General features: G+C 71.5%; 10 protein-coding genes and 1 pseudogene. 4 read left to right on the top strand and 7 right to left on the bottom strand.

Annotated features, from left to right (window positions below; genetic code table 11):
• Positions 1-5: 5 nt before the first annotated feature.
• The 3 genes and pseudogenes from ISO16_RS11930 to ISO16_RS11920 form a co-directional block, all read right to left on the bottom strand.
• A pseudogene (locus tag ISO16_RS11930) lies at positions 6-895 on the bottom strand (universal stress protein).
• Between the two features lie 76 nt (positions 896-971).
• Positions 972-2,399, bottom strand: a complete 1,428-nt coding sequence (locus ISO16_RS11925) for a gamma-aminobutyraldehyde dehydrogenase (protein WP_072636115.1) — start codon at positions 2,397-2,399, stop codon at positions 972-974.
• 280 nt (positions 2,400-2,679) lie between these two features.
• Positions 2,680-4,098, bottom strand: coding sequence for a flavin monoamine oxidase family protein (locus ISO16_RS11920; RefSeq protein WP_072636114.1), 1,419 nt, complete (start codon positions 4,096-4,098; stop codon positions 2,680-2,682).
• A gap of 126 nt (positions 4,099-4,224) precedes the next feature.
• Between ISO16_RS11920 and ISO16_RS11915 the strand changes: the two genes are divergently transcribed.
• Complete coding sequence (locus tag ISO16_RS11915; protein WP_006935192.1) at positions 4,225-4,890, top strand: TetR/AcrR family transcriptional regulator; 666 nt, start codon at positions 4,225-4,227, stop codon at positions 4,888-4,890.
• 98 nt (positions 4,891-4,988) lie between these two features.
• Here ISO16_RS11915 and ISO16_RS11910 read toward each other — a convergent pair whose 3' ends face one another.
• Both ISO16_RS11910 and gabT read right to left on the bottom strand, forming a co-directional pair.
• Entirely contained in the window at positions 4,989-6,434 is a 1,446-nt protein-coding gene (locus ISO16_RS11910) for an NAD-dependent succinate-semialdehyde dehydrogenase (protein WP_072636113.1), read from the bottom strand.
• Positions 6,431-7,819, bottom strand: a complete 1,389-nt coding sequence (gene gabT, locus ISO16_RS11905; RefSeq protein ID WP_029545882.1) for a 4-aminobutyrate--2-oxoglutarate transaminase — start codon at positions 7,817-7,819, stop codon at positions 6,431-6,433. The genes ISO16_RS11910 and gabT overlap by 4 nt, the downstream gene beginning before the upstream one ends.
• A gap of 134 nt (positions 7,820-7,953) precedes the next feature.
• Between gabT and ISO16_RS11900 the strand changes: the two genes are divergently transcribed.
• Positions 7,954-9,456, top strand: a complete 1,503-nt coding sequence (locus tag ISO16_RS11900) for a PucR family transcriptional regulator (protein WP_072636112.1) — start codon at positions 7,954-7,956, stop codon at positions 9,454-9,456.
• 261 nt (positions 9,457-9,717) lie between these two features.
• A complete protein-coding gene (locus ISO16_RS11895; protein ID WP_072636111.1) occupies positions 9,718-11,556 on the top strand; it encodes an FAD-dependent oxidoreductase in 1,839 nt (612 codons plus the stop codon).
• Between the two features lie 154 nt (positions 11,557-11,710).
• On the opposite strand, the gene ISO16_RS11890 is transcribed toward ISO16_RS11895, so the two are convergent.
• Together ISO16_RS11890 and ISO16_RS11885 are read right to left on the bottom strand one after the other, a co-directional pair.
• Positions 11,711-14,746 carry an NAD-glutamate dehydrogenase domain-containing protein gene (locus ISO16_RS11890; protein ID WP_072636110.1) on the bottom strand — a complete coding sequence of 1,012 codons (3,036 nt, stop codon included), beginning with the start codon at positions 14,744-14,746 and terminating at the stop codon, positions 11,711-11,713.
• A gap of 294 nt (positions 14,747-15,040) precedes the next feature.
• Entirely contained in the window at positions 15,041-15,235 is a 195-nt protein-coding gene (locus ISO16_RS11885) for a hypothetical protein (protein ID WP_206003393.1), read from the bottom strand.
• Between the two features lie 605 nt (positions 15,236-15,840).
• Here ISO16_RS11885 and ISO16_RS11880 point away from each other — a divergent pair.
• A complete protein-coding gene (locus ISO16_RS11880; RefSeq protein ID WP_043798519.1) occupies positions 15,841-16,767 on the top strand; it encodes a cyclase family protein in 927 nt (308 codons plus the stop codon).
• Positions 16,768-16,820 lie beyond the last annotated feature (53 nt).

The raw sequence follows: 16,820 nt of genomic DNA, 5'->3' as shown, positions 1-16,820 counted from the left end.
CGGGCCTACTCACTGTTCTCGGGGTCGTGGGCGGGAACGACGACCATGGGCACCGGAACGACCCGCAGCATCTTCGCTGCCGTCGAACCCAGGAAGAGCCGGTGCGGCTGGGCGAGCCGGCTCGAGCCGACCATCACCACGTCGCCGTCGCGCCACTCCAGCGTGGCCACCGCCGATTCGACGGTCGCACCGTCCGCGACGAGGGAGGCGACCGGGAAGTCGTCGGGGAGCTGGGCGCGTGCGGTGTCCAGGACGCACCGGGCATGTGCCCGCGCCGATTCGAGCACGTGCTCGTGGGACGGATGTGCGCCGCGCCCGACCCCGTGCGGATCGAACGCGACGAGCGAGACGAGCCGCAGCGGCGTGCGCATGTGCTCGCAGGCGCGCACCGCGGTCCGGAGCAGGACGTCCGCTCCGGTGCGGGTGCCCAGTGCGCACGTGACCTCGCGGATCCGGGGGCGGCGGAGTGCCGGAATCCCCGCGGTGCCAGGGCCAGCGGCACGGGCGCGGAATGCAACAGCTCGGACGACACCGTGCCGATGGAGTGCCGGCCGAGGAGCCCGTCGCCCGCGGCACCGACGACGACGGCGCGGGCGCCGAGCCGCGCCACCTCGTCGAGCAGGCCCTGCGCGAAGGACTCGTGGAAGCTCAGGTGGGTATGTGCCCGCACGTCGTCGGGCACCGTGGCCGCCGCCTGGGCGAGCCACGCTTCGCCCGTTCCGGCGAGGACGTCCTCGTACCCGGGCTCGGTGGGTGCCCGGGAGGGCACCGGGCGATCCGGGGGCAGGACCATACAGATGTCGAGTTCGGCGCCCAGGCTGCGGGCCAGCTGGACGCCGAGCGCCAGCCCGTCCGCGCCGCTGGGGGTGGCGAGGTATCCGACAACCAGTCTCATGGGAATCCGATCCGGTAGGGAAGCCGGAGCCGGGGTGGTGCCGGCTCCGGCGACGGCGCGGTGGGGCCGCGGAAGGTCAGTCGTGGGTGCTCATCACGTGCTTGATGCGGGTGTAGTCCTCGACGCTGTAGGCGGAGAGGTCCTTGCCGTAGCCGGAGTGCTTGAACCCGCCGTGCGGCATCTCCGCGACGAGCGGGATGTGGCAGTTGATCCACACCGCCCCGAAGTCCAGCGCGGCGGACAGGCGCTGGGTGCGCCCGTGGTCGCGGGTCCACACGCTCGCGGCGAGCCCGTAGCGGACGTCGTTGGCCAGGGCGACGGCCTCGTCCTCGGTGGCGAAGGACTGCACCGTCAGAATCGGGCCGAACGTCTCGTCCTGCACGATGGGGTCGTGCTGGTCCACGCCGGTGACGATCGTCGGCTCGAAGAAGAAGCCCTTCTCGCCGGCGCGCGTGCCGCCGGTGACGATCGTCGCCGAGGCGGGCAGGGCGGCGATCTTGTCGGTGACGCGCTGGAAGTGCTGGGCGTTGTTGAGCGGGCCGTAGAAGGCGTCGGGGTCGTCGGGCCGGCCCGGTCGCAGCTGCTCGGCCTGCCGCGCCAGCGCGTCGACGAGATCGTCGTGGACGGACTCGTGGACCAGTACCCGGGTGGCGGCCGTGCAGTCCTGGCCACCGTTGAAGAAGGCGGCCGCCGCGACGGCCTCGGCGGTCTTGGCAACGTCGGCGTCGTCGAACACCAGGACGGGGGCCTTGCCGCCGAGTTCGAGGTGGGCGCGCTTGAGCTGCCGGGCCGCGGAGACCGCCACCTCGATGCCGGCGCGGACCGAGCCGGTGATCGACACCAGGCCGAGTGCGGGATGTTCGACGAGGGCGGCCCCGGTGGCGGCGTTGCCGAGCACGACATTGAAGACACCGTCGGGCAGGATGCCCTGGGTCAGGCGGGCCAGCACCAGCGTGCTGTCCGGGGTGGTGTCGCTGGGCTTGAGCACGATCGTGTTGCCGGCGGCGAGCGCGGGACCGATCTTCCACAGCGCCATCATCAGCGGGTAGTTCCAGGGCGTGACCTGGCCGACCACACCGATCGGCTCGCGCCGCACGTAGGAGGTGTGGCCCTCCATGTACTCACCGGCCGCCTTGCCCTCGAGCAGGCGGGCCGCGCCGGCGAAGAAGCGCAGCTGATCCGCGCCGACCTTGACCTCCTCGTCCGCGATCATGGACTTCGGCTGGCCGGTGTTGCGGCACTCGGCCTCGACGAGTTCGTCGCAGTGCTCCTCGAGGGCGTCGGCGAGCTTCAGCAGCGCCGTCTGGCGTTCCTTGGGGGTGGTCCTGCCCCAGCTCCGGAACGCGCGCTGCGCGGCCGCCACCGCGGCGTCGACGTCGGCGGCGGTCGACACCGGGATCGAGCCCACGAGGGACTCGTCGACCGGGTCGATCAGTGGCAGGGATTCCGTGGCCGTCGAGGGCACGAACGCGCCGTCGATGTAGTTCTCGCGGATGTCGGTCATGGGGGGTCCTCTCGGAAGCCTGCCCGGCCGGGTGGGAGGGGCAGGGATCTCTGGTGATCAGTGTGGGCCGCGCCGCGGGTGCCCGGCCAGGGGTCCGGCGGCGGGATGGGAGCGCAAGCTCGGAAGCCGGCGGCGCCGCCGGAGGGGCGGCGCCGCCGCGACCGGAACGCTCACGTCGTCGTGAGCGCGTCGGGCGCCGCGACGGGCGCGCCGAAGGAGTCGTGAAAAGTGGTGTAGAGCAGGTTCTTCGGGGTCGAGGCGGCCGGGCCGCTAGGGGCGGTCAGTGTGCCGGAGCGCCGGCCACCGCGGCCGCGGCCGACCGGGAGCCGAGGGCGTCGAGGATGCGCCGGGCCGTGTCCTCGCCCATGCGCACGGCTCCGTCGACGTGCTGGTAGCCCTCCGCGGCGAGGTCGGACGACGAGAAGAGGATCGGACCGACGGGGGTGAGCTGGTCCTTGCCGTAGCGGTGCAGGCCGCCGAGGTCGTAGCTTGCCGCGTAGGCTCCGCGGGTCCACTCCTCCGAGCCCCAGTCGGATTCGTAGTAGACGACCGGGCTCAGCGCCTTCTCGCCGAGGTAGCCGGCCATGGACGAGAGGATCGCGGCCTTGCGCTCCTCGGCGGGGAGTTCGAAGACGGCGTCGGCCTTCTCGTCCGCCACGAAGGCCACCAGGGTGCCGCGCGGATCCTCGAAGTTGGTGTTGTCGTAGATCTCCTGGACGAGTGCCCCGGCGCCGAAGCACGTGCCGGACAGGCCGTCCTCGCGCCAGAACGGCGTGTCGTACACGGCATGCACCTTGATGACGAGACCGAGGGACTGGTGCTGGTGCATCTGGTGCTGGCGGCGCGGCAGCGGCGGGACGTAGGAGATCCGGGAGTACAGGTTCGGCGGCACGGCCAGCACGGCGAAGCGGGCATCGACGGTGACGCCGTCGGCCACCGCCCGCACGTGCCCGGGCGCGCCCGGTTCTTCGCCCTCGGACCAGTGCAGGGTCCGGACCGGGTTGCCGAGAAAGACGTCGTCGCCGAGCTTTTCGGCGAGCCGCTGCGACACCTGCTGCATGCCGCCCACGACGCGTTTGTCGAGGATGAAGTCCTCGTCCACGAGGTTGCTGAACGAGCCCGCGGAGGCCGCCATGAGGATCGCCTGCAGTGCGGAGAACGCGTGGGCCGGCTTGGTGAGCATGCCCCCCGCGATGAACAGCCCGATGTTGTTGCACGCCTCCTCGTCGTCGGAGTTGGCCCGCAACCAGTGGTGGAAGGAGACGGTGTCGAGTTCCCGCGCCCGCGGATGCGCCCACGGCTGCTGGGGGCCGATCTCGGCGGCGAGTTCGTCGAGCAGCGCGATCAGCTTGTCCATCTCGGCGCGGGTGTGCTCGGACGTGGGGAACATCTCGCCGCGGTACCGGACGGGCCGGCCCTCGGCGTCGAGGTAGATGTTCTCGCCCTCGCGGTAGCGGGAGAACGTGCGCAGGCCCAGTTCGTCGAGCAGCGCGATCAGGGCGGTCTGGTCGGGGGACACCCACTGACCGCCGATCTCGAGCATCGCTCCGTCGATCGTGTCGGTCCAGGTGCGGCCGCCGACGCGGTCGCGGGCTTCGAGGACGGCGACCCGCAGGCCCGCCTGCCGGAGGCGGTAGGCGGCGGTCAGGCCGGACGGGCCCGCCCCGACGACGACGACGTCACGCTCGATGGATTTCATGGGATTCCCCTTCGAGAAAATGAACGACATTCATATGTGTCGCATCACACTGTAACCTCATCGGGGCGCGAGGAGAAGACCTTCGCGGCAATTCGTGGCCGGAATCGTGAGACGAAGGGGAGCGGCGTGGGGGAGGGGACGCATCGACGCGCCGGCCGGCCGTCGACGAAAGTGCTGTCTCGGCAGGCGATCACCGACGCGGCGCTCGACGTGATCGAGCAGGGCGGCTACGACGCCTTCACCGTCGCCAAGCTCGCCCGTGCCCTCGGTGTGGCCCCGTCCGCCCTGTACAACCACGTGAGCTCGAAGCAGGACGTCCTGCTGTGGGTGCAGGAGGACCTCATGACGAAGGTCGACGTGAGCGGCTTCGGCGCCGAGCCGTGGGCGGTGGCGACGCGGCGGTGGGCCCTGTCCTACCGGGACGTGTTCGCCCGGCACGCGCCGCTGGTCCCGGTGATCGCCGTGATGCCCGTCGCGGGCGCGCCCCGCACCCTGGCGGTGTACGAGGCGGTGGCGGCGGGCTTCGCGGAGGCCGGGTGGCCGATCGACACGATCGTGCCGGTCGTCGTCGCGCTGGAGTCGTTCATCTTCGGCTCCGCGCTCGACGCCAACGCACCGGCCGACATCTTCGACACCGCCGACCTCGCCGGCGACAGTCCGGTGTTCACCGCGGCGATCGACGCGTTCGCCGGATCGGGCGGCCACTACACCCCGGACGCCGGTTTCGACGCCGGACTCGACGCGATGATCGCCGGACTCGAGGCGCGCCTGGAGCTGCTCCGGAAGGACTGAGCCGCAAGAGGATACGGCTCGGTCCGGGACCGGCGGTGTGCCGTGATCCCGGACCGAGCCGGTATTCGATTGCCGGGGCGGGCGTCCCGCCCCGGGTCCTACAGCGCGATGTACTTGGTGTCGAGGTACTCCTCGATACCCTCGGCCGCGCCTTCGCGGCCGAATCCGGACTCCTTGACGCCACCGAACGGGGCGGCGACGTCGGAGATGATGCCGCGGTTGACACCGACCATGCCGGTCTTCAGCGCGGACGCCACGCGCATCGCGCGGTCGAGGTCGCGGGTGTAGAAGTACGCGGCCAGGCCGTATTCGGTGGCGTTGGCGGCGGCGATCGCCTCGTCCTCGGTGTCGAAGACGGTGATCGCCGCGACCGGACCGAAGATCTCCTCCCGCAGCAGCCGCGCGTCGGCCGGGACCTCGTCGAGCACGGTCGGCGGGTAGAACGTGCCGGGTCCGGCGGGGATCTGCCCGCCGGTGCGGACCCGGGCACCGCGCTCGACGGCGTCGCGCACCAGTGCCTCGACCGTGGCGCGCTGCCGGGCGGTGATCAGCGGGCCGAGGTCGGTGCCGTCGTCGAGGCCGTGGCCGGTGCGCAGCGCCGCGATGCGGGCGGTGAGCTTGTCGGTGAACTCGCCGGCGACGCTGCGGGCGACGTGGAAGCGGTTGGCGGCGGTGCAGGCCTCGCCGCCGTTGCGCATCTTCGCGGCCATCGCGCCGTCCACGGCGGCGTCGACGTCGGCGTCGGCGAACACCAGGAACGGGGCGTTGCCGCCGAGTTCCATGGACGTGCGCAGCAGCCGGTCGGCGGACTGGCGGACCAGCAGCTTGCCGACGCCGGTGGAGCCGGTGAAGGTGATCTTGCGCAGCCGCGCGTCGGTGAGCAGCGGCCCGGTCAGCGCCGCGGCGTCGGTGGCGGGCAGGATCGACAGCACCCCGGCCGGCAGGCCGGCGTCGGCGAAGACCTGCCCGAGCAGCAGCATCGTCAGCGGGGTCTCGGCGGCCGGCTTGAGAAGGATCGGGCAGCCCGCGGCCAGGGCCGGGCCGATCTTGCGGGTGGCCATCGCCAGCGGGAAGTTCCACGGGGTGATCGCCAGGACCGGCCCGACCGGTTCCTTGGTGACGAGGATGCGCCCGCCGCCGGCGGGGGCGGTGGCGGTGCGGCCGCCGATGCGCACGGCCTCCTCGGCGAACCAGCGCAGGAACTCGGCGCCGTAGTTCACCTCGCCGCGCGCCTCGGCGACGGTCTTGCCCATCTCGAGGGTGATGACGCGGGCGAAGTCGTCGGCGCGGGCGTGGACGAGGTCGAAGGCGGTGCGCAGGATCTCGCCGCGCACCCGGGGCGGGGTCGCGGCCCACTCGGTCTGCGCGGCGACGGCGAGGTCGAGGGCGCGCAGCCCGTCGTCGGCGGAGGCGTCGGCGACGTCGGCGAGCACCGCGCCGGTGGCGGGGTCCTCGACGGGGAACGTCGCGCCGGTGGACGAGTCGGTGAGCTTGCCGCCCAGCCAGAGCCGGGTCGGGACGCCCGCGGGGAGGGTGTGGGTCATCGGGTGGCTCCTGCCAGGGTCGGGCGCACGCCCGCGACGTCGCGGACGGCGGAGGCGAGGACGTCGAGGCCGTCGGTGAGCAGCTCGTCGGAGATCACCAGCGGCGGCAGCAGGCGGACGACGTTGCCGTAGGTGCCGCAGGTGAGCACGATGACGCCCTGCTCGAGCGCCTTCGCGGCGATCGCCTTGGTGGCCTCCGGATTCGGCTCGCGCGTGCCGGGCTGCACGAACTCGACGGCGAGCATCGCGCCGCGGCCGCGGACCTCGCCGACGATGTCGACGTCCGCGGCGAGCGCCCGCAGCCGCTCGGTGGCGATCTGCTCGATGCGCCGGGCGCGGCCGCACAGGTCCAGCTGCTCGATCCGGTCCAGCGTGGCCAGCGCCGCGGCGCACGCGACGGGGTTGCCGCCGTAGGTGCCGCCGAGGCCGCCGCCGTGGACGGCGTCGATCAGCTCGGCGCGGCCGGTCACCGCGGCGAGCGGCATGCCGCCGGCGATGCCCTTGGCGAGGGTCATCAGGTCCGGCACGACGTTCTCGTCGTTGCTGGCGAACCAGTCGCCCGTGCGCGCGAAGCCGGTCTGCACCTCGTCGGCGACGAAGACGATGCCGTTGGCCTTCGCCCAGTCGACGAGGGTCGGCAGGAAACCCTTGGCCGGCACGATGAATCCGCCCTCGCCCTGGATGGGCTCGAGCACGATCGCGGCGACGTTGTGCGCACCGATCTGCTTGTCGATCTGCACGATCGCGCGATGGGCGGCCTGCTCACCGGTGACCTCGGTGCCGTCGTAGTTGCGGCCCTCGCGGAACGGGTACGACGCCGGCACGCGGTGGATGTCCGGGGCGAACGGGCCGAAGCCCTCCTTGTAGGGCTGGTTCTTCGCGGTCAGCGCCATCGTCAGGTTGGTGCGGCCGTGGTAGGCGTGGTCGAAGACCACCACGGCGCTGCGACCGGTCGCGACCCGGGCGATCTTGACCGCGTTCTCCACCGCCTCCGCGCCGCTGTTGAACAGCACCGTGCGCTTGGCGTGGTCGCCGGGGGTCAGGGCCGCGAGCTTCTCGGCGACGGCGATGTAGCCCTCGTAGGGAGTGACCATGAAGCAGGTGTGCGTGAAGTGCGCGACCTGCTCCTGCACCGCCGCCACGACCGCCGGGTCCGAGGCGCCGACACTGGTGACCGCGATGCCGGAACCGAGGTCGATCAGGGCGTTGCCGTCCACGTCGACGACGATGCCGCCGTCGACGTCGGCGGCGTAGACCGGCACGGAGGAGGCCACACCCGCCCCGACGGCCGTGCGGCGACGCTCGGTCAGTGCCGCCGAGCGCGGGCCGGGCAGCGCGGTGACCAGGCGACGCTGCTGCGGAAGGCGGTATTCGATGCTCGTCATGGGGGACTTCCTCGGGCTCGGCGGCGTAGAGACGATTCGAGTATGGGAGCGTCCGCGGACCCGAGACAGGGCCGATTCGTACAACCCGGTGAATCGCACCGCGCCATTTCGTCGAGCGGTCTTACGATGGCCCCATGAGCGTCGGCATCGCCTGGCTGCTGCGGCAACCGGGACTGGGATTGGCACTGCGCGGCGGCCGGACCGGGAAGGAGCGGCCGATCGGCTTCGTCCAGCCCACCGAACTGCTGGACCCGCGGCCCTGGCTCTCCGGCGGGGAACTCGTCCTCACGACCGGCCTGGGGCTGCATGCGGAGGAGGGCGGTGACTACGTGCGCCGCCTCGCGGAGGCGGGCGTCGCCGCCCTGGGGTTCGGCACCGGGCTGTCGCACGAGCGGATCCCGCAGTCGGTGCTCGAGGCGGCCGACGCGGTGGGGCTGGCGCTGCTCGAGGTGCCGTACACGACGCCGTTCGCCGCCGTCAGCCGTGCCGTCACCGCCCGGCTCGCCGAACAGCAGTACGAGCTGGTGCGACGCGCCGCCGACACCCAGGTGCGCATCACCCGCGCCGCGCTGCGCGGCGGCGTGGCCGCGATCGTGCGGGAACTGGCCGTCGCCACCAGCGCCGCCGTCGCCTACCTCGACGAGCGCAGCGGGGAGGTGGTCGCTCACCCCGAGGCCGCGGCGGAGCTGGCAGAGCAGATCTCGGAGCTGCGCCGGGACGGTGCCGGCTCGGTCACCACGAGCCGGCCCGGCCGGACGCTGACGGTGCAACCGGTCACGCACGCCGGCCTCGTCAGCGGACACCTGGCCGTGCAGGCCGACCGCCCGCTCGAGAACGTCGAACTCGTCCTGATCGGCCACGCCGTCTCCCTCGTCACCCTCGAGCTGGACAAGCCGCGGCGGCTGCGCGCGGAGCGGAACGCGCTGGGCGCGAAGGCATTCGGCCTGCTCGTCGACGACGTCCTCGACTCCGGCGACGCCTTGGAGTATCTCGCCGACGCGGTCGGCGCCCGCAACCGCATCCGGATCCTGCGTCTGCACACCCCGGCCGCGGCCGACGTGCGGCGCGTGCTGGACGCCGGTCTCGGCGCCCGGCAGCGCCCGCTGTACGCGCGCAGCGGCGACGAGGCGCTCACCGTGCTGCTGCGCGGTGAGGACACGCTGTCCGACGTGGCGGCGCTACTGGCGGACCTCGCCCCGTCGCAGGCGCGCACCCTCCGCGCCGGGCTCAGCGCCGCGCACCGGCTCGCCGACACCCGCCGCGCCGTCGAGCAGGCCGAACACGCCGTGGCCGCGGCGGACGCGGCCCACCGCCTCGTCGAGTTCGACGCCACGCACGGAACCGCCCTGCTCGCCTCCCCGGCGGTGCGGGCCGTACTCGAATCCGTGGCTGCGTCCACTGTTTCCGCTCTCGCCGACTACGACCGCGGCCGGGGGACCAGGCTCGTCGCGTCGTTGCGGGCGTTCCTCGAGGCGAACGGGCAGTGGGAGGCGGCGGCCGCGGCTCTGGAGGTGCACCGGCACACCCTGCGCAGCCGGATCGCCAAGGCGGAGCAGGTGCTCGGCGTCGACCTCGGCGACGCCCGCGTCCGGGCCGAGTTGCTGCTCGCCCTGCTGATCGGGGAACCGGCGCCCTAGGTAGCTGGAAACGGCGTAGTGCTGCAGTCGTAGTCGGCCCTTCACGCTGCGGGCGAGCTCGTCCAGCCGGCCGGAATGCCGTCGGAGCCGGCGCGGCACCGTTCCCGGGGAGAGCCCGAGTGGTCTTCGCGGGGCGACTTCGGCCGGGAACAGGAAAGTATGGTTGAGTGTTCAACTATATGATTGAGTAATCAACTATATGACGAGCGTCGCGCCCTTCCGTCGGGAGGGGCGTGACCGAAACCGACCGTACGGAGGATCATGGCTAGCAGTTCGACCAAGCACAGCGGCTCCATCGGGACCGTGTCCCAGAAGGGCATCCCCGACGAGGTGGACGTGGCGATCGTCGGGTCCGGCGGCGCAGGCCTGATGGCGGCGCTCACCGCCGCCAAGGAGGGGGCACGAGTCCTCGTGGTCGAGTCCCGGGAGATCGTCGGGGGCGCCACCGGCATCTCGGCGGGTGCCGCCTGGATCCCCAACCACGGCTTCTCGACCAAGGACCTGAAGGTGCACGACGACCTGGACCAGGCGCGGCGGTACATCTACGGCCAAGGTCGCGACCGGATCCTCGACCACGACCTGGTGGAGAAGTTCCTGGAGACCGGACCGCACGTCGCCCGGTTCATCGAAGAGCACACCTCCTTCGGGTGGATCCCGACGATCTGGCCGGACTACCGCTCCGACATCGACGGCGCGTCCGTCGGTCGGGCACTGTTCCCCGGCCCGTACTCCCCGGAGGGACTCGGGGAGAACGCGAAGTACGTGCGACCGGCCCTGACCACGGGCATGGCCAAGAACCCGCTCCCGTTCTGGTTGCTGGGCGGGATCGGCATCGACGACGTCTGGCTCGCCGGACCGGCCTTGATCGGAGCACTGCTCGAGGCGGGGCTGCGCAACGGCGTCGACGTTCGCGTCGAGACGCCCGCGACCCGGCTTGTCACCGACGAATCGGGGGTGCGGGGGATCGTCGTGCGGGCCGACGGCGTCGAGCACACGGTGCGTGCCACCCGGGGGGTCCTGCTGGCCAGCGGCGGGTTCGAGAGCTCGACCGAGATCACCACGACCTACCTCGACGCGCCCTTCGGCGTGCAGGTCTCCCCCCAGGGCCACGACGGCATCGCGGTGCAGCTGGCGCAGGAGGTGGGCGCTGATCTGACCGGCATGGAGGACGCCTGGTGGATGCCCGGCGTGCAGCTGCCCGGTGAAGAGCTGGAGGGCCGCCCGCTCAGTCGTGTGTTCCTGGGCGAGCGAGCGCTGCCGCACAGCATCATGGTCAACAGCAAGGGTGAGCGCTTCGCGAACGAGGCCCTGGCCTACGACCAGTTCGGGCAGATCATGCGCGAGGTCGACCCGGAGACGGGCACCATGCCCAATGCCACGGCCTGGCTGATCTTCGACCACAACTACTGGACGAAGTTCGGGATCTTCGGCGTCACGCCGGGCGCAGAGGTGCCCGACTACCTCCACCGCGCCGACACCCTGTCGGAGCTGGCGAACAAGATCGGGGTCGACGAGGTGGGGCTGCTCCGCACAGTCGACCGGTTCAACCCCGAGGCCGCCCGAGCTCGCGACCCGCAGTTCCACCGCGGGGAGACCTTGTTCGACCGCTACTTCGGCGCCTACTATCCCCGGCTGGGCAAGAACTCGCCCGACGCGCGGTTCCCCGCCGCCACCGCAAAGGCGCGGATGCGCATCGCCGCGGCGATCGGTCCGATCGTGAGCAAGCTCGCCGGACGGGTGGCGAAGCGGAACGACCCCGAACGCGTGCGTTCCCTCGTGGTCGGACCCCTGGCGAAGATCATCCGGCCCATGCTGAAGAGCCCGAAGTCGAGCGTGCTGGGACCGGTCGACACCGCGCCGTACTACGCGCTCGAGGTCCAGGCCAGCGCGCTCGGCACCGTGGGCGGCCCGAAGACCGACGCACTCGGACGCGCGCTGAACACCGAAGGCAAGGTCATTCCAGGCCTGTACGCCGCCGGCAACGCAGGAGGCGCACCCACGAAGGGCTTCTACGGAGGCGCCGGGGGGACGATCTCGCTCGGGCTGGTGTTCGGTTACCTCGCGGGACGGGAAGCAGCCAAGCGGCAGGATGACGCGTAAGCATCTCGTCGGTGCCCTCGACCGTCGGCACGGCGGTCGAGGGCACCCTCGCGAGCACCGGCCTTCGCCGCAGGTGACCGAGCGCGAAGACCACGCATCGACCACGCCATAGCACCATGCCGCACACAGGGTCCCGTCCCTGCGAGGCACGCGCTCAACGGTCGAGCAGGCGCAGTTCCCCGGCGATCACGGCCAGCCGTGCGGTGTCCACCGCGTCCTCGCCGCGGAGCCGGTCGAGGAGCCGCACGAGACGGTGCGTGCGACCGGTCGGGTCCGCGGCACTCCCGTCGAGCGCGGTGACGACGAGCGCGTCGAGGCGGTCGGAGATCTCGTCGCGCAGGGCCGCCGCGCCCATGGCCTCCCAGTAGGAGCCGCGGACGCGGATGGCGAAACCTTCGAGCAGCCAACGGATGTGAAGGCTGTCGATCAGTGCGTCCCGGGCCGCGGCGACACGGGCGGGGTCGGTGCCCAGGCGCAGCGCCACCGCGGCGTTCGCGAACGCGCCACGGCAGTCCTCGGCCGACGGCCGGTTGCCCAGTGCGGCGGCGACGGGCGCGGCGAAGAGCGCCACGAGAGCCTCCGGTGTGTCCGCGTCGTCGCACGCACCCGCGAGCACGTCGCGGAGCGTCCGGCGGGCGGTGTGGCGCAGCAACCACGCCATCTCGGCCTCGACGACGCGCGCGAGCGCGCTCAGCTCCGCCAGCGTGCTGCGGGCATCGGAGCCCGCCGCGAGGATCCGGGTTCGGATGTCCTCGGTGTGCAGCACGCTGCTGACCACCACGTAAGCGCGCGCCGAGTCCGCGGTGGCGGCGCCGAACCGTTCCTCGAACCGGTACAGGGCTCCCGGGCCGAGACGGTTGACGAGCTCGTCCGCGAGCGACGCGACGACGATCTCCCGGCGCAGCGGATGCTCGGCCACGCCGCTTCCGGCGCGGGCCAGGATCTCGGCGGGGAAGTAGTTCTCGGCCCACGGGGTGCAGGCCGGGGAGTCCGGCAGCGACGACGCGGCCAGCTCGCTCGCGACGACGTTCTTCGACTGCGCCAGCAGCACAGCGAGTTCCGGTCGCAGCAGGCCCGTTCCCGCCCGGCTCCGCTCCCGGATCTCCGCCGTCGGGGGCAGGCCGTCGCCGTCGCGGGCGATCCGGCCGGCCCGCGCCAGATCCTCGATCAGCCGCTCGTGCTGGGTGAGCAGCGCCGGGGCGTCGTGCTCGCTGCAACCCAGGGCGAGCACCTGATCCCGGGACGCCGTGAGCACGGCCTCGGCCACGTCGTCGGTCACCGCGGCGAGCAGCGTCTCCCGCTGTCCGGGCGCCAGCGTTCCGGCCGCGACCGCGCGATCGACTGCGATCTTGATGTTGACCTCCCTGTCGGAGGTGGCGACGCCGGCGGCGTTGTCGATGAAGTCGCCGTCGCAGCGGCCGCCGTGGCGCGCGTACTCGACACGTGCGGCGCGGGTGAAGCCGAGATTGCCGCCTTCACCGACGATGCGCGCACGCACCTCGCAGGCGTCGACCCGGACCCGGTCGTTGGCGGGATCGGCGGCGTCGCCGTGCGTCTCGTCGGAGGCCTTCACATACGTGCCGACGCCGCCGTTCCACAGCAGGTCCACGGGCGCGCGGAGCACGGCCTTGATCAGTTCGTCGGGCGTCAGGGTCTCGGCGTCGATCCCGAGGGCCGCGCGGGCGGCCGCGGACAGCGGCACGGCCTTGGCGGTGCGCGGCCACACGCCGCCACCCGCGGAGATCGCCGCGGGGTCGTAGTCGGCCCAGGACGAGCGCGGCAGCGCGAACAGACGCGCGCGCTCGCGGTGGGAGGCGTCGGGATCCGGGTCGGGGTCGAGGAAGATGTGCCGGTGGTCGAAGGCCGCGACGAGGCGGATGCGGTCGCTGAGCAGCATGCCGTTGCCGAAGACGTCACCCGACATGTCGCCGATGCCCGCGACGGTGAAGGTCTGCGTGTCGACGTCGTGTCCGAGTTCGGCGAAGCGGTGCCGCACGGCCACCCATGCGCCGCGGGCGGTGATGCCCATCGCCTTGTGGTCGTAGCCGGCCGAGCCGCCCGAGGCGAAGGCGTCGCCGAGCCAGTAACCGTATTCGGCGGCAACGGCGTTCGCCGTGTCGGACATGCGGGCGGTGCCCTTGTCGGCGGCGACCACCAGGTAGGCGTCCGCGCCGTCGTAGGCGACGGTGTCGGTCGGGGTGGTCGGCGCTCCGTCGACGACGTTGTCGACGACGTCGAGCAGGCCGCGGATGAAAGTGGTGTATGCGGTGGTGAGGTCCGCGGTGGATCCGGGGCGGATCACGAAGGCGCCCTTGGCGCCGCCCGGGACGATGGGTGCGTTCTTGACGGCCTGGGTCGCCATCAGTCCGAGGACCTCCGTGCGGTAGTCCTCCGGGCGTTCGGAGAACCGCAGCCCGCCCCGCGCGACGAGCTCGGCCCGCACGTGCACGCCCTCGACGTCGCGGGAGTGGACGTAGATCTCCCGCAGCGGCACGATCGCCCCGCCGACGGTCAGTGCGGACGGATCGAGCTTGAACGACGCGTACGGTTTGGTGCCCCCGCTCTGGAACCAGTTGGTACGCAGGGTCGCGTCGACGAACGAGCGCAGCCCTCGCAGGGTCCGGTCGAGGTCGAAGGTCGCGGCGCGATCGATGTGGCCGGCCACTGCCGAGGCCGCGGCGGCGACGGCGGCTTCCCGGTCGGGCAGCCCGGGGCGGAACCGGGCGTCGAACAGTGCGGCGAGGGCCGCGGCATAGCCGGGGGTGGCCGTCAGGCAGCCGAGCATGTACGTCGGCGACAGGCCGATGCCGGCCTGCGCCAGGAACCGGACGGCTGCCCGGATCAGGTCGACCCACCGCCACGAGATGCCCTCCTGCAGAACGAGTATCGAGAAGTCGTCGATGTCGGTGCGGCCTTCGGCGCCCGCGACGAACGCGTCCGCGATCAGGTCGAGCACCCCGGCATCCGGAGCGGCGGTTCCGGACGGCGCGATCGTGAAGTGGTGCGCCCCCGGCTCGTCCAGCGGCCGGTGGTCGCTCACGTGAAGACCGAAGCGCCGCAGGACGTCGACGACGTCGGTGAGAGTGAACCGGTGGTTCGGCCACGAGGCGAGGCAGCCGAGCGGACTGCCGTCGGCGGAGTCGAGGAAACGCAGCGTCGTCGTGTGCTGGGACAGGGAGGGGGCGCTCACGTGGGGTCCTTTCCGGGGCGGCGGCGATGGGGCGAGTCTGCCGCCTCTGCCTTCGGTAAGGCAGGGCCGAAGTGGAGCGGTCGGAGCGCCGCGAATCGCCGATTCGGAGTGGAGGCTGATCCGCTCGAGGCTGCGGGTGACCTGTGTATATCCGTCGGCGTCGGTGAACTGTACGCCGCGCCGGTGGGCGAGGGCCGGGCCGAGAAGATCTCTGCGGGGAGCTTCTCGGCCCGGGGCCTTTCTCACCGGTTCATGGATTGGACCGGTTTGCCGTCGTACGCGGCTTCACGAGGGTCAGGGCTCCTGGTGACGCGAGTCGTTCGGCTTCGTGGCCGACGGACGCCATCGGCGTAGCCCGGTGCCGGACTCGTAGGCCTGTGACGTGGGACGGGTGACGAGTTCGATGGTGCTACCCCAGGGCGTTCGGGCGTACAGATAATGGTTTCCCCGTCCCGCGTCGCCGCCGGGCAGCTCTGTCGGCGGGCTCATCAGCTGACCTCCTTCAGGATTACTTGGCGGGAGTCGCCGGCGTCGCCGCGGGTTCGTGCAATCGCCGAGCGGAGGAGATCGAGCACCATGCGCCGGCGGTGTGCGCTCCGTCGGCGTCGAGGTGCCGCATCGACACGTCCGGCCATGCGGTCAACAGTTTCGGATTCGGAGAGTCCGGAAGTGTCCGCATGAGAGCCGAGTCGAGGTCGGGCACTGCGTCGGTCAACAGGTGGCGTGGAACGGAGAGGAGTGTTCTTGATCCAGGTCCCGGCACTGAGGCACTCGGCGGGGCCTACGCCGTCCCACAGGGCAGCGGTGCCGGAAGCGTTTTCGGCGCCCCGACTGCACTGTTCCAGGACCTCCGTTCCAGGGCGGACGATGAGGACCGCGACGTACTCACCTGGGGTGCGACGAAGTTCGGCGGCGCGTCGGTATCCGCTCATCGAGCCGACGCTGCATCCGACCACCAGTGGTCGCCATCGTCCGATGATGTCCGGCCGGGTGTTGACACTCCGAGTGTTGTGGAACACAATCTGAGCGCAGTTGACATGACTGTCACGTCATACTGCATGTCCGACGCGTTTCACTGTCCAGAGGAGATATCGATGACCGCCGCCGTTCCTGACATGCGTGAACTCGGACGAAAGGTACGGAATTGGGGGCGGTGGGGCGCCGACGACGAGCGCGGCACGACCAACCTCATCACCCCCGAGCGGGTCAGGGACGCGGCACGGCTGATCCGAACCGGACAGATCTTCGAACTGGGCATCCCGCTCGACGGCAACGGTCCGCAGCCGGGCGGAAGCCGGATCAACCCGATCCGGCTGATGTCCGAGAACGGGCAGGAGCAGGTGTTGCCGGGCGGTTTCAAGTGGGCCGACGACTACGTCTTCATGCCGCTGCAAGCCGGGTCGCAGTACGACTCCCTCGCGCACGTCCACTACGACGAGCAGCTGTACAACGGGCATCCCGGCGACGGCGTCACCGTCAAGGGCGCCGACAAGTGCGGCATCCACACCCAGGCCAAGGGCATCGCGGGCCGCGGCGTGCTCCTCGACGTCGCCCGGCATCGGGGTCTCCCATGGCTCGAGTCGGGAACCGCGATCACACCCGAGGAACTCGATGCCGTCGTGGAAGCGCAGGGCGTCGAGGTCGGGCCGGGCGACATCCTCCTGATCCGAACCGGTTGGCACGCCAAGTTTCTCGCGGAGTCCGATTCGGCCGCGTACATGGCGGGAGAGCCGGGGCTGAGCCTGTCGTGCGCACAGTGGCTGCGCGACCGGGACGTGGCGGTCGTAGGTGCCGACAACTGGGCCGTCGAGGTGATACCCGGGGAGAACCCGGGCGCCCTCTTCGAACTGCACATGGTCCTGATCCGAGACATGGGCATGACGCTCGCCGAGATGCTCGACTTCGAAGAACTCTCGAAGGCATGCGCCGCCGACGGCGTCTACGACTTCTTCTACACGGGGCCGCCGTTGCAGTTCACCCGGGCAGTCGGTTCCCCGATCAACCCTCTCGCCATCCGTTGACACGACCGGCAGCCGGAATCCTCGCGCTCGGCTGAACCGACCCGATACCGCCC

This window comes from Rhodococcus sp. M8, from assembly GCF_015654185.1.
Lineage (GTDB): Bacteria > Actinomycetota > Actinomycetes > Mycobacteriales > Mycobacteriaceae > Rhodococcus > Rhodococcus aetherivorans.
The sequence above is the reverse complement of the archived record's forward strand: the minus strand, read 5'-3'. Positions and strand labels throughout refer to the sequence as shown.